The organism is Variovorax sp. Varisp41, from assembly GCF_047325085.1.
GTDB lineage: Bacteria > Pseudomonadota > Gammaproteobacteria > Burkholderiales > Burkholderiaceae_C > Variovorax.
Genome location: NZ_CP168540.1, coordinates 1,394,251 through 1,407,026, shown reverse-complemented (window position 1 = coordinate 1,407,026; position 12,776 = coordinate 1,394,251). Strand labels below are relative to the sequence as shown.

15 protein-coding genes are annotated in these 12,776 nt (G+C 70.3%); 3 read left to right on the top strand and 12 right to left on the bottom strand.

What is annotated here, in order from left to right; translation table 11 throughout:
- Positions 1-8: 8 nt before the first annotated feature.
- The 10 genes from flgK to flgB form a co-directional block, all read right to left on the bottom strand.
- Positions 9-1,892 carry a flagellar hook-associated protein FlgK gene (flgK, locus tag ACEN9J_RS06505; RefSeq protein WP_057595346.1) on the bottom strand — a complete coding sequence of 628 codons (1,884 nt, stop codon included), beginning with the start codon at positions 1,890-1,892 and terminating at the stop codon, positions 9-11.
- Positions 1,893-1,926: 34 nt separating this feature from the next.
- Positions 1,927-2,781 (bottom strand): flagellar assembly peptidoglycan hydrolase FlgJ, encoded by an 855-nt coding sequence (flgJ, locus tag ACEN9J_RS06500; RefSeq protein WP_413764548.1) that lies wholly within the window; start codon positions 2,779-2,781, stop codon positions 1,927-1,929.
- A gap of 5 nt (positions 2,782-2,786) precedes the next feature.
- Positions 2,787-3,938 carry a flagellar basal body P-ring protein FlgI gene (locus tag ACEN9J_RS06495; RefSeq protein WP_413763631.1) on the bottom strand — a complete coding sequence of 384 codons (1,152 nt, stop codon included), beginning with the start codon at positions 3,936-3,938 and terminating at the stop codon, positions 2,787-2,789.
- 14 nt (positions 3,939-3,952) lie between these two features.
- The gene (locus ACEN9J_RS06490; protein WP_413763630.1) at positions 3,953-4,576 is read right to left on the bottom strand and encodes a flagellar basal body L-ring protein FlgH; all 624 of its coding nucleotides are present in this window, start codon (positions 4,574-4,576) and stop codon (positions 3,953-3,955) included.
- Positions 4,577-4,719: 143 nt separating this feature from the next.
- The gene (flgG, locus tag ACEN9J_RS06485) at positions 4,720-5,502 is read right to left on the bottom strand and encodes a flagellar basal-body rod protein FlgG (protein ID WP_057595348.1); all 783 of its coding nucleotides are present in this window, start codon (positions 5,500-5,502) and stop codon (positions 4,720-4,722) included.
- Between the two features lie 28 nt (positions 5,503-5,530).
- A complete protein-coding gene (gene flgF / locus ACEN9J_RS06480) occupies positions 5,531-6,271 on the bottom strand; it encodes a flagellar basal-body rod protein FlgF (protein ID WP_413763629.1) in 741 nt (246 codons plus the stop codon).
- Between the two features lie 25 nt (positions 6,272-6,296).
- On the bottom strand, positions 6,297-7,514 hold the full coding sequence (gene flgE, locus ACEN9J_RS06475; protein ID WP_057595350.1) for a flagellar hook protein FlgE: 1,218 nt from the start codon (positions 7,512-7,514) through the stop codon (positions 6,297-6,299).
- Positions 7,515-7,551: 37 nt separating this feature from the next.
- Complete coding sequence (locus ACEN9J_RS06470; protein ID WP_057595351.1) at positions 7,552-8,229, bottom strand: flagellar hook assembly protein FlgD; 678 nt, start codon at positions 8,227-8,229, stop codon at positions 7,552-7,554.
- 40 nt (positions 8,230-8,269) lie between these two features.
- Positions 8,270-8,674 carry a flagellar basal body rod protein FlgC gene (gene flgC / locus ACEN9J_RS06465; RefSeq protein ID WP_057595352.1) on the bottom strand — a complete coding sequence of 135 codons (405 nt, stop codon included), beginning with the start codon at positions 8,672-8,674 and terminating at the stop codon, positions 8,270-8,272.
- Between the two features lie 3 nt (positions 8,675-8,677).
- Complete coding sequence (flgB, locus tag ACEN9J_RS06460; RefSeq protein WP_413763628.1) at positions 8,678-9,100, bottom strand: flagellar basal body rod protein FlgB; 423 nt, start codon at positions 9,098-9,100, stop codon at positions 8,678-8,680.
- A 213-nt stretch (positions 9,101-9,313) separates the two neighbouring features.
- On the opposite strand from flgB, the gene flgA reads away from it, so the two are divergent.
- From flgA to ACEN9J_RS06445, 3 genes are all read left to right on the top strand, one after another.
- A complete protein-coding gene (gene flgA / locus ACEN9J_RS06455; RefSeq protein WP_413763627.1) occupies positions 9,314-10,054 on the top strand; it encodes a flagellar basal body P-ring formation chaperone FlgA in 741 nt (246 codons plus the stop codon).
- Between the two features lie 97 nt (positions 10,055-10,151).
- Complete coding sequence (gene flgM / locus ACEN9J_RS06450) at positions 10,152-10,460, top strand: flagellar biosynthesis anti-sigma factor FlgM (RefSeq protein ID WP_057595355.1); 309 nt, start codon at positions 10,152-10,154, stop codon at positions 10,458-10,460.
- A gap of 4 nt (positions 10,461-10,464) precedes the next feature.
- Entirely contained in the window at positions 10,465-10,845 is a 381-nt protein-coding gene (locus ACEN9J_RS06445) for a hypothetical protein (protein WP_413763626.1), read from the top strand.
- Positions 10,846-10,854: 9 nt separating this feature from the next.
- On the opposite strand, the gene ACEN9J_RS06440 is transcribed toward ACEN9J_RS06445, so the two are convergent.
- Together ACEN9J_RS06440 and ACEN9J_RS06435 are read right to left on the bottom strand one after the other, a co-directional pair.
- Positions 10,855-11,778, bottom strand: coding sequence for an SdiA-regulated domain-containing protein (locus ACEN9J_RS06440; protein ID WP_413763625.1), 924 nt, complete (start codon positions 11,776-11,778; stop codon positions 10,855-10,857).
- Positions 11,779-11,796: 18 nt separating this feature from the next.
- Positions 11,797-12,717: a LysR family transcriptional regulator gene (locus ACEN9J_RS06435; protein ID WP_057595358.1), complete on the bottom strand. Its 921-nt coding sequence runs from the start codon at positions 12,715-12,717 to the stop codon at positions 11,797-11,799.
- Positions 12,718-12,776: the final 59 nt, after the last annotated feature.

Sequence of the window (12,776 nt, the reverse complement as noted above, 5' to 3'; positions counted from 1 at the left end):
CTCCCGGGTCAGTTCATGTTCTGCAGCAGCGAGTCGAAGATGCTCTGCGCGATCTGGATCATCTTGGACGAGGCCTGGTAGGCCTGCTGGTACTGCAGCAGCTTGGCGGCTTCCTCGTCGAGGTTCACGCCGGCCTGGCTGGTGCGGTCGGTCTCGAGCGAGGTGGCGATCGAGCCCGAGATCTCGGCCGCGTACTGCGCGCTCTGCGAGCGCACGCCGACCTGCGCCATCAGCGCGGCATAGCCGTCGGTCATGGGGGCGCCGTCGAACACCGTCTTGTCGCGCAGGGCCAAGAGCGCCTGCGCATTGCCGGCGTTGCTGCCGCCGTAGGCGGTGGTGGCGGCCTGGACGGTGATCGTGTCGCCGGCCTTGGGCGTGCCCGACAGCACGATGGTCCAGCCGTTGTAGCTGATCGGCTGGCCCGCCACGTAGGGCACGCTGGTCGGGTTGCCGGTGCCGTTGCCCGACACGTCGAAGCCGCCCGCGCCGTTGAAGGTCAGCGTGACCGGCTGGCTGAGGTTGGCATTGGCCGAGGTCGCGGCCAGGCTGCCGACCGCCATGCCGCCGGTGTTGCCGGTGCCCACGCGCGCCTCGACCGGGCTGCCCGCGGCCAGCCCGCGCGCCGAGCGCAGCACGGTCGCCATGTCGCCGGCGGCCGAGGCATAGGGCTTGAGCACGAAGCTGTCGCCCTCGGCCGCGCTGCCCGACTTCAGGTCGAGCTTGAGGCCGTCGATCTCGATCGGCATCGGGCCCGTGAAACTGGTGGTCTTGCCGTCCGACAGCCGCTGCACCTCGATGCTGCCGCCCGCGCCGAACTTGAGCTGGTAGCTCGAGGCCGAGAGCGCCGAGGTGTTCGATACCGTGGCGCCGATCACCGCGTTGCCCGTGTTGCTCGCGGCGCCCATGGCATCGGGGATCGCGATCGGCTTGAAGAAGTCGCCGCCGGGGTTGCCGTCGAGGTCCACGCCGAGCCGGTGCTGGGCATTGATCTCGGTGGTCAGCGTGAGCGCCATGCGGCCCAGGCCGTCGCGCGCCTCGGCCAGGTCCGAATTCTGGAAGCGCAGCAGGCCCGCCACCGCGCCGCCGCCGAGCGTGGCCTCGTCGATGGTGGTCGACAAGCCGCTGCGCATCAGCGTCAGCTTGCTCTGGTTGGCGTCGTCGGTGCTCATCGCGACCTGCGCCGCCTTGTTGCCCAGCACCAGCGCCTGGCTGCCCACGAACACGCTGAGCGAGCCGTCGTCGGCCTGCACGGTGGTGGTCTGCACCTGCTGGTTGAGCTCGCGCAGCAGCTGGTCGCGCTGGTCGAGCAGGTCGTTCGGGCTCTGGCCGCCGCCGCTGGCGCGCGCGATCTGCTCGTTGAGCGTGGCCAGCCGCGCGGCCAGGCCGTTGATGCTGCGCACCGCGTCGCCGAGCTGCGAATTCACGCCCTTCTGCAGGTCGTCGAGCCGGGTCTGGGCGTCGCGCATGCGCGCGGCCATCTCGTCGGCGCGGGTGATCACCACGTTGCGCGCCGTCACGTCGGTCGGCGTGCTCGCGATGTCGGAGAAGGCGTTGAGCAGGTCCGACACGGCCGCGCCCAGGCCGGTCTTGCCGCCCTTGAAGATGTCCTCGAGCGAGGACAGGCGTGCCGCCCGCGTCTCGTCCATGGCCTGCACCGACTGCGCGGCCGCGGCCTGGCGCGTGAGGAACTCGTTGTGGGCGCGCTCGATGGTCGTGACCTCGACGCCCTTGCCGATGTAGCCGCTGCCGGTGTATTGGCCCGCGACCTGGCCCATCACGGCGGTCTGGCGCGAGTAGCCGACGGTGCTGGCGTTGGCGATGTTGTGGCCGGTGGTCGACAGCGCGACCTGGTTCGCGAGCAGGGCGCGGGCGCCGACGTTGAGCAGACTCATGGCGGGATCTTTCTCGAGGACTGGCCTGTGCGCTTCAGGTGCGCTGGATCTTCAGCGTGGTGTGGATCGCGCGGCTGAGCTTGGCCGCGTAGGCCGGGTCGGTGGCATAGCCGGCGCGGTGCAGCTCGCTCGCGTAGGCGCTGACCGAGCTCACGCTGGCGCGCGCCTTCTCGTAGCGCGGCGAGTTGCCGATCAGGCGCGCGTAGTCGCGGAACGACTCCTCGTAGGAGTCGTAGGCGCGAAAGCGCGCCGTCACCTTGCGCGGCTCGCCGCCGATGTATTCGGTGGTGGTCACGGCCACGGTGGGGCCGGTCCAGCTGCCGCCGGCCTTGATGCCGAACAGGTTGTGGGAGGGGGTGCCGTCGCGGTGGCGGATCTCGCTGCGGCCCCAGCCGGTCTCGTGGCCGGCCTGGCCGATCATGAAGCTGGCGGGAATGCCGGTCTCGCGCGACACGCGCTCGGCCGCGTCGTCGTGCTGCTCGACGAAGCTGCGCTGGTTGGCGGCCGGCTTGATGCGCGCGGCCTCGGCGCCCAGCGCGATGGTCGGGGCCTTGGCGGCGCCGCTCATCTGCTGCGTGAGCTGGCGCGTGATCGCGTCGGTGAGGCCGCCGGGCAGGCCCGACAGCTGCACCGCGAACTGCTGGTCGAGCAGGTCGGTGCCGAGCTTCTCGCCGTCGCTGTCGAGCAGGCCCGACTTCATGGTGGCCTCGCGCATGCTCTTGATCAGCTCGCGCATGAACAGCGACTCGAACTGCTTGGCCGCCTCGCGCACCGCCTTCGGGTCGTTGCCGTTGGCCGCGAGCTTGAGCGCGTCGAGCGAGCGCGCGTCGGCCGCCAGCCCCTGGCCGGCGGACGGCGAGATGGACATCGCGGACAGCGAGGTCTGCATCGACATCAGATCACCTCGAGTTCCGCGTTGAGCGCGCCCGAGGCCTTGATGGCCTGCAGGATCGCCAGCAGGTCCTGCGGCGTGGCGCCCAGCGAATTGAGGGCGCGCACCACGTCGGCCAGCAGCGGCGCGGCCGGCACCTGGATCATGGTGCCCGGCTCCTGCTTGATCTGGATCGAGGCCTGCTCGGCCACCACGGTGCGCCCGCCCGACAGCGGCGCGGGCTGGCTGATCACCGGCGCCGAGCTGATCGTGACCGACAGGTTGCCGTGCGCGATGGCGCAGGGGCCCAGTGTCACGGCCTGGTTCAGCACGATCGAGCCGGTGCGCGCGTTGATCACCACCTTGGCCGCGGGCGTGCTGGCCTCGAGCGTGAGCTCCTCGAGCTCGGCGATGAAGTTCACGCGCGCATTGGCGTCGGTGGGCGCGCGCACCTGCACCGTGCGCCCGTCCGTGGCGCGCGCGGTGCCGGTGCCGAGCTTGCGGTCGATGGCCTGGGCCACGCGGCGCGCGGTCTGGAAGTCGACCGCGTTGAGGTCGAGGTTCACGCTGTCGCCGTCGAGCAGCGGCGAGGGCACGCTGCGTTCCACCTGGGCGCCGTTGGGCACCCGGCCCGCGCTCAGGTGGTTGATCTGCACCTTGCTGCCCGCGGCCGCGGCGCCGGCGCCGCCGACCACCATGTTGCCTTGCGCGAGCGCGTAGATCTCGCCGTCGGCGCCGCGCAGCGGCGTGGCGACCAGCGTGCCGCCCTTGAGCGACTTGGCATTGCCCATCGAGGAGACGTTGACGTCGAGCTGCTGGCCCGGCTGCGCGAAGGCCGGCAGCTGCGCCGTGACGATCACCGCCGCCACGTTCTTCAATTGCAGCTGCGAGGCGCGGTTGTCGGGCAGCGTGATGCCGAGCTGCTGCAGGTAGTTGGCCACGCTCTGCGTGGTGTAGGGCATCTGCGTGGTCTGGTCGCCGGTGCCGTCGAGGCCGACCACCAGGCCGTAGCCCGTGAGCTGGTTGCTGCGCACGCCCTGCACGGCGGCGACTTCCTTGATGCGCAGCGCATGCGCCTTTTGCGCGGGACCGAGCGCGAGCAGCAGCATGCCGGCCACGCCGAAGGAGAAGGCGGCGAGCCGGCGGCGCAGGCGGTGCTTCGGTGAAAGGGACATGGCGTCGTTCATCCTCAGAACGGCAGCACGCTCATGAAGAAGCGGCCCAGCCAGGGCATGACCTGCGATTCCTGCTGCGCGCCGCGGCCGCGCGACTCGATGCGCACGTTCGCCACCTGCGTCGACAGCACGTTGCTGCCGGCCTGGATCGAGCGCGGATCGATGGTGCCCGAGAAGCGCAGCACGTCCACGTTCTGGTTCACGCCGATCTGCTTCTCGCCGGTCACCACCAGGTGGCCGTTGGGCTGCACGTCGATCACCGTCGCGGTGATCGAGCCCTGGAAGGTGTTGGCGCTCTCGGTGCCGCCCTTGCCCGCGAAGTTGTGGGCCGACTCGGCATTGGCGCCGGCGCGGCCGAAGGAGTTGGCGGCGAAGAAGGGCAGGGCCGAGATGCCGGTGTCGATGCTGCTGGTCTTGCCGATGGTCGAGGTCGACTTCTGGCTCGCGCTCACGTTCTCGACGATCGAGATCGTCACCGTGTCGCCGATCATGCGCGCGCGCCGGTCCTCGAACAGCGGCCGGTAGCTCGCGGTGCGGAACAGGCTGCCCGTGGCCTGGCGCGGCACGGCCGCCATCGGCGAGGCGCTCACGGGCGGCGGCGCGGTCGAGGGCATCTCGACCTGCGGCGTGTTGGCCAAGGTCGAGCAGCCTGCAATGGTTGCAAGGGCAAGCGCAGCGAAGCCTGTTCGGGAAACCCCACGGAACCGGCTTTGCCGGGCCGTTGGGGTTGCCCCCTTGAGGGGGGATTCGGCTACACGAAGTGAGCAAGAAACGGGGGTGGTCACAATTGCCCCAGCTTCTGCAGCATCTGGTCGCTGGTTTGAATGGCCTTCGAGTTCATCTCGTAGGCGCGCTGCGTCTGGATCATCGAGACCAGCTCCTGCACCACGTTCACGTTCGAGGTCTCGAGGAAGCCCTGCATCACCGTGCCCAGGCCGTTGGTGCCCGCGGTGCCGCCGTTGGGCTGGCCCGAGGCGGCGGTTTCGGCATAGAGGTTCTCGCCCAGCGGCTCGAGGCCGGCCGGATTGATGAAGTTGACGATCGCCAGCGAGCCGATGTTCTGCGGCGTGGCATTGCCCGACAGCGTGGCCGAGACCGTGCCGTCGCTCGAGATGCTGACGCTGGTCGCGGTGGCGGGCACCGTGATGCCGTTGGCCACCGGCAGGCCCGAGGAGGTGACCAGCCGGCCCTGCGCGTCGACCTGGAACGAGCCGTCGCGCGTGTAGCCGATGGTGCCGTCGGGCTGCGTGACCTGGAAGAAGCCGTTGCCCTTGATCGCGAGGTCGAACTGGTTGTTGGTCTGCTGCATGCTGCCCTGCGAGAACGAGCGGCTGGTGGCGACCGTGCGCACGCCCAGGCCCAGCTGCAGGCCGGTGGGCAGCTGCGACTGCTCGGTGCTGTTGGCGCCGACCTGGCGCAGGTTCTGGTACATCAGGTCCTCGAACACCGCGTTGGCGCGCTTGTAGCCCGTGGTCGAGACGTTGGCGAGGTTGTGCGAAATCACGTCCAGCTGGGTCTGCTGGGCTTCCATGCCGGTCTTGGAGATCCAGAGCGAATTGATCATGGCGAGGGTCTTTCTCTTGCGATGGGCATCAGCCCTGGACGTTGAGCAGCTGCGCGGCCGACTTGTCGGAGTCCTGCGCGGACTGCAGCAGGCGCAGCTGGCTGTCGAACTGGCGCGCGGCGGCGATCATTCCGACCATGGTCTCGATCGGGTTCACGTTCGAGCCCTCGAGCGCGCCGGTCTCCACGCGCGCGGTGGCGTCCGAGGGCAGCGGCTCCTGCGAGGCGGTGCGGAACAGGCCGTCCTCGCCGCGGCGCAGCGGGTCGTCGGCCGTGGGCGTGGCGAGCTTGAGGCGGCCCAGGGTGGAGGAGGGCTGGTCGCCGGTCTTGGCGCTGACCGTGCCGTCGCTGCCCACCGACAGCGTCGAGCCCGGCGGCACGTCGATCGGCGCGCCGCCGTCGGACAGCAGCGGCAGGCCCGAGCTGGTCATCAGCGTGCCTTCGGGCGAGACCTGGAAGGCGCCGGCGCGGGTGTAGGCCTCGGTGCCGTCGAGGCCCTGCACCGCGAACCAGCTGCGGCCCTGCGCCACCATGTCGAGCGCGCGGCCGGTGCGCTGGATCGCGCCGGGCTTGTCGTCGTGGCCCGAGGTGGCTTCCATCGCGAACACGCGCGTGGTGGCGCCGTCGCCGCGCAGCGGCACCGCGCGGAAGGTCGAGAGCTCGGCGCGAAAGCCCTGGGTCGAGGCGTTCGCCAGGTTGTTGGCGAGCACGCCCTGGCGCTGCGCCGCGGCGCTCGCGCCGCTCATGGCGGTGTAGATCAGGCGGTCCATCGCGCGTCGCTTCCGGTGCGTTCGATCAGCGCAGGTTGATCAGCGTGGACATGACCTGGTCCTGCGTCTTGATGGTCTGCGCGTTGGCCTGGTAGGCGCGCTGCGTGCTCATCATGTTGACCAGTTCGGCCGTGAGGTCGACGTTCGATTCCTCCAGCGCGCCCGAGCGCAACTGGCCGAAGGTGCCTTCGCCGGGCGCGCCGCGCACCGGCTGGCCCGAGGACGCGGTCTCGACCCAGTAGCCCGAGCCGCTGGGCGCCAGGCCCTGGGCGTTGCGGAAGCTCACCAGCGCGACCTGGCCCGCGGCCTGGGTCTGGCCGTTCGAGTAGGTGGCGGTGATGACGCCGGTGTCCTCGATCTTGATGCCGGTGAGCTGGCCAGCGGTGTAGCCGTCCTGCGTGAGGTCGGACACCGCGAAGCGCGCGTTGACCTGGGTCATCCGGCTCAGGTCCAGCGAGGCGGTGAAGGTGCGCGTCGGGTCGTTGGGCGAGGACAGCGTGAGCGGAGGCACCGTCGAGGTGGTGGTGTTCAGGCTGCCGTCGGCGTTGAAGTTGAGCTGGAACGGCGTGGAGGCCGCGGGGTCGCTGCCGTTCACGCTGGTGTAGACGTTCCAGCTGTTGTTGGCGGTCTTCTGGAAGTACAGGCCGACCGGCACCTCGAGGCCCTGCGCGTCGTAGGCGGTCAGCGAGGTGCCGTAGGTACGGATCGGCGTCGGCGGCGTGGCGGTGGAAGCCACCACGGCGCTGGCGTCGAGCGTGATCTCGGCCGCCATCTTGGTGGTCTGCTTGGCGGGGATGGGCGCGCCGGTGGGCAGCTTCAGCGGGATCGCGTCGTAGCTCTGGCGCACGCCGTTGGCGTCGGTGGCATAGCCCATTACCTGCGCGCCGCTGTTGGTGATGATGTTGCCTTCCTTGTCCTGCTTGAAGTTGCCGGCGCGGGTGTAGGCGGTGGTGCCGTCGGGGGCCCTGACCTGGAAGAAGCCGCCGCCGTTGATCGCCACGTCGAGGTCGTTGCCGGTGATCGACAGCGAGCCTTGCGAGAACTGCTGCGAGACATCGGCCACGCCCACGCCCAGGCCCACGTTGGTGCCGCCGATGGCGCCGGCCGAGCTGGCATAGATCTCGGCGAACTCGGCGCGCGAGGACTTCATGCCGGTGGTGCCCGCGTTGGCGATGTTGTGGCCGATCACGTCGAGGCTGCGGCTGGCGGCGTTGAGACCCGAGAGTGCCTGTTGAAAGCTCATGGAGTGGCTCCTGTGTGCTGGATGGAAGGGATGTCTGTCAGAGAACGGCGTGCAGGTTGGCGTAGGGCGTCTTGCCCGCGGTCAGCAGCGTGAGCGAGAGGCCGCCGCTGGCATCGCTGCCCACGGCCACCACCTTGTCGCGCATCAGCGCGACCGCGTCGACCTTGTCGCTGCCGTTGGTGGCGATGACCTTGAACTGCAGCGGCGTGTCGGCCGGGTACGTGGAGGAGTCGAGCGTGAAGCCGTGCTGGCCCGCGTCGAGTTCGCCGAGCGAGACGGTGTCGATGACCTGGCCGCCGGCGGTGGTGACCTGGATCTTCACGCTGGTGGCCTTGGCCGGCAGCTCGATCGCGCCCACCGCGGTCTTGGCCGTGGTGTCGAAGGCCAGCTGGTTGCCCTCGGTCAGCACGCCGCGGCCCACCAGGTTGCCGGCCTGCAGCACCTGCATGGCCGACATCTGGGTGTTCATGTTCTTCATCGTGTCGTTGAGCTGCTGGATGCCCGTGACCGTGTTGATCTGCGCGATCTGCGAGGTCATCTGCGCGTTGTCCATCGGATTCATCGGATCCTGGTTCGCGAGCTGGGCGACCAGCAGCTTGAGGAAGCGGTCCTGCGCCTCGGCGGTGCCGCTGGCGGAGATCGACTTGCTGTCCGCGCTCGAGCTCGGCACGTAGGTGGTGCCGGTGAGGCTGGAGGTGGCGGCGGTGGAGGTCATGCGCGGGCGTCCGGAAGAAGGGTGTGCGGTGGGGTGGCGCTCACTGGCCGATCTGCAGCGTCTTGAGCAGCAGGTTCTTGGCCGTGTTCATCACCTCGACGTTGTTCTGGTAGGAGCGCGAGGCCGAGATCATGTTGACCATCTCCTCCACCGCGTTCACGTTCGAATGGGTCACGTAGCCCTGGGCGTCGGCCATCGGGTTGGCGGGCTCGTGCACCTTGCGCCCGGGCGTCTGGTTCTCGGTCACCGAGTCCACGCGCACGCCGGCGCCGGTCTCGCCGTCGAGCGCCACGGTCTGGAACACCACCTGGCGCGCCTTGTAGGGCTGGCCATCGGGGCCGGCCACCGCGTCGGCATTGGCCAGGTTGCTGGCCACCACGTTCAGGCGCTGCGACTGCGCGCTGACCGCGCTGCCGGAGATGCCGAAGATCGAAAACATCGACATGGCTTATTGCCCCTGGATGGCCGCGAGCAGCGTCTTGCCCTGGCCGTTGATGAAGCGCAGCGTGGCCTCGTAGCGCACCGCGTTGTCGGCGAAGGCCGCGCGCTCGCGGTCGAGGTCGACGCTGTTGCCGTCGAGCGAGGGCTGGGTCTGGACCGCGTAGCCGCCGCTCGCGCCGCTGCCACCGGTTCCGCCGCCCGAAGTCAGCGGGATGTGGCGTGCGTCGGTGCGGCCGTCGCCGGCGGTACCGGCGCGCGGCGTGCCGCCGCCCGTGGCCTCGCGCATCGCGTCGGCGAAGCTGAAGTCGCGCGCCGAGTAGCCGGGCGTGTCGGCGTTGGCGATGTTGCTCGCGATGTCGCGCTGGCGGTCGGCACGCAGCACCAGCGCTTTCGCCTGGAAATCCAGTGAGTTCGTCAGTTTGTCGAGCATGGGCCAGGGTCCTCGCGAAGGGGGTGGGCGTGAGCGCCCGTGCGGAAATTGTGGGAGCCGCGCCGATTTCGGAAGCGCGGATGAAAGGCGGCTTTTTCGGCCTTATCGCGGCTTTGGGGTCGGGGCGCACTGCCTACAGTGCGGGTCGCGGTGCGCCGGGCCGAGGCGCGCGCGTTCCGCATTTCCGTTGCCGCACACCCCCCGGAGGAGCCCATGGCCATCCCCGCATTCCCTCTCGCCGCCGGCGCGCTGCTGCTCGCCGCCTGCACAGCCTTCAGCGCCTTCGCCCAGCAGGCGCCGTCCGAAGGCGCCGAGGCCGGCGAGGCCTTCGCCGCCAGCACGCGCCATTGGCTCGACGATGCCGTGGCCCAGGCCCAGTCGGCCAATCCCGCGCCGCTGCGCATGGAGGTCGCCATCGGCGCGCTCGACAACCGTCTGCGCCTGGCGCCCTGCAGCCGCGTCGAACCCTACATTCCCACCGGCCTGCGCCTGTGGGGCCGCACCCGGCTCGGGCTGCGCTGCGTCGAGGGTGGCGCGCGCTGGAACGTGTTCCTGCCGGTCACCATCAAGGCCTTCGGGCCGGCCTGGGTGCTGCGCGACAACGTGCTGCCCGGCACCGTGCTGAGCGCGGCCGACGCGGTCGAGGCCGAGGCCGACTGGGCCGCCGATCCCTCGCCCGTGATGGCCGACGCCACCCAGTGGGTGGGGCAGGTCGCCTCGCGTTCCCTGCAGGCCGGCCAGCCGCTGCGCCAGTCGATGGTGAAGCCGGCCCAGGCCTTCGCCGCCGGCACCCAGGTGCGCGTGGTGGCCCAGGGCCAGGGCTTCGAGATCGCCACCGAGGCCCAGGCGCTGACGCCGGGCGTGGTCGGCCAGATGGTGCGCATCCGCATGGAGAATGGCCGCATCACCACCGGGGTGGTGCAGGATCCGCGCACCGTGCGCCTCTCGATGTGACCGGCGCGGCGCAAAAAACTTCGAAAAAGTCCTCAAGTCCGTCGAACGGCGGTCGAAATCCTGGGGACGAAGCCCCCGCCCGGGGCCAGGAGCCGCCATGAAGATCAACCCGTTGCAAGATCCCGCCGTCGCGGCCGCCACCGGCGTGGCCGCGGCCGCGAAGACCGGCCGGGGCGCCACGCCCGCGGTGGCCGATGCGGGCGACGCCACCGGCACGCCGGTCAGCGTGTCGGCCTCGGCCCGCACGCTGGAGGCCGCCGCCACGGCCGGCAACGGCATCGACGAGGCGAAGGTGGCCGCGGTGCGCGCCGCCATCGCCGACGGCAGCTTCAAGGTCGATTCCGGCGCCATCGCCGACAAGCTCCTGGCCAACGCCCAGGAATTCCTGAGCCGCGCAAGGAACTGATGCCATGCCCGATACCCGTGCTTCCGCCGAGATGCTGCTGAGCGAGGTCGAGGACCAGCTCGACCGGGTCGATGCCGGCCTGCGCTGCGCCGAACCCTCGGACCTGCTGCAGGCCAGCGGCGAGCTGCGCCGCTGCGCCACCGGTTTCGCGCGCGCCCGCGAGGCCGCGCGGTCGGCCGAGGCGCTCGACGCCGAATTCCGCCGCCGCGTCGAGGCCGTGGCCCAGCGGCTGTCGAACCAGCGCGACAGCGTCGCGCGCCGCACCGTCATCGTCGACCGCAGCCTGGCCTCGCTGCTGGGGCCGCGCCCCGATGCCACCTACACCATGCCCGGCGAGCGCAGGATGTTCGCGGGCCTGCGTTCGGCCCACGTGCCGGCGCACTGATCGCGACGGCTACGAAGGCTTCGGCGCGCGCTCGAAGCGGTAGAACAGGTTGGGTTCCGACAGCAGGTAGAGCCGCCCGTCGGGCCCGACCGCCACGCCCTCGGGCTGCGGCACCTTGCGCTGCAGGCCGCCGAAGCCGCGCCACAGCGGCAGCATGCTGACCGGGCGCCCATCGCTCGCGTACTCCACCACCAGTGCCGACTCGTCGCTCAGCAGCAGCAGTTGGCCGGTCGCATCGTGCAGCGTGACCGAGGACAGGTCGCTCATGAACAGCGAGCCCGCGCGCGAGGACTTCCATTCGCTGATGTCGATGTTGAAGCCGCTCGCGGAGGGCGCGTCGGGATCGAGCCCGGTGATCACCAGCACGCGCATCGGCAGCTTCTCGCGCACCACGTACAGGCGCCTGTGCACGCCGTCCCAGGAGATGCCCTCGAAGCTGCTGTTGTGCAGCCGGTCGATGCCGATGCCCAGGCTCGGTCGGCCGGCCACCGACACACGCTGCGTGTCGCGCCCGATCCGCACCCAGTACATGCGGTGGCTGTCCTCGTCGGAGATCACGTAGCCGTCGCCCTGCACGTAGGTGATGCCCTCCGGATCCTTCACCCCCTCGAGCCCGATCACGCGCAGCAGCCGGCCCTCGGTGTCGAGCTCGGCGATCTGCGGCGGGCGGTTGATGACCGTGAAGAGGGTGCCGGTCTCGGTGTTGAAGGTCAGGCCCGAGGCATTGCGCGTCAGGCCCTGGATCGGCAAGCCCTCGACCGCCACGCGGTAGTCCGGCAGCCACAGCGCATTGTTCGCCCATTGCGCCGCGCCCAGCGTGGTGCTGAGCCAGTAGTAGCCGAGCGTGGGCACCTTGAAGTACCAGCCGAAGGCCACGCCGAATGCGAGCACGATGGCCAGGAACAGGGTCTTGCGGGATCTGGCTCGGGTCATGCGGGCGGAGTCTAGCGTTCAGACCACCGAGAGAAGCCAGTCGAGCAACTGGCGCTGCCGGCCCGCGGCCGGCTTCTGCGGCGACAGCAGGAAATAGCCCGAGCCGTCCGCGACGAAGCCCAGCGGCGCCGCCAGCACGCCGCTTTCGAGGTCGTCGCAAACCAGGTGCCAGGGCCCGATCGCCACGCCGAGCCCGGCGACCGCCGCCTGCAGGCTGAAATAGAAATGCTCGAAGACCTGTTCCCTGCCGCCGGCGCCGGCCGAGGCGCCCCGCAACCGGGTCCACGAGGGCCAGGCCTGCGGCCGTGTGCGCGTGTGCAGGCGCACCGCGTCGCTCCGCAGCGAGGGGCCCGCGCCGGCGGTGTCGAAGAAGGCGTCGACCCGGCCCGGGCTGCACACCGGGCCGATCTTCTCCTCGAACAGCGGCTGCGCGTGCACGCTCGCGGGCCATGCGAAATCGTTGCGCCGGATCGCGAGGTCGATGCCGCCGTCGAAGGAGAACGGCCCGCCACCCGCCACGAGATGCACCGCGGCCTCGGGATGGCGCGCCTGGAAATCGGGCCAGCGCGGGATCAGCCAGCGCATCAGCAAGGTCGGCTCGCACGAGAGCACGAGCGGCGTCTCGCGCGCCGAGTGCCGCAGCTCGCGCGTGGCCTCCTCGATCAGGCCGAAGCCCTCGTCCACCGCGCGCTGCAGCCGGCGCCCGGCCTCGGTGAGAAAGACACCGCGGTTGCGCCGCTCGAACAAGGCCAGGCCCAGGTCGTCCTCGAGCATGCGCACGGCGCGGCTGACCGCGCCATGGGTCAGATGCAGGCTGTCGGCCGCCTGGCTGAAGTTCTGGGTCCGGGCCGCGGCCGCGAAGCAGCGCAGTGCCATCAGCGAGGGCAGGCGCGAGGAATTCTGTTGTGAGCCAGGCTCACCGTTGGTGTCAGCAATCATCGTTTGTCCTGGGGCGGGTCTCTGCATAGATTTGAGCGTCCGGCCCCGCCGTCCACTCG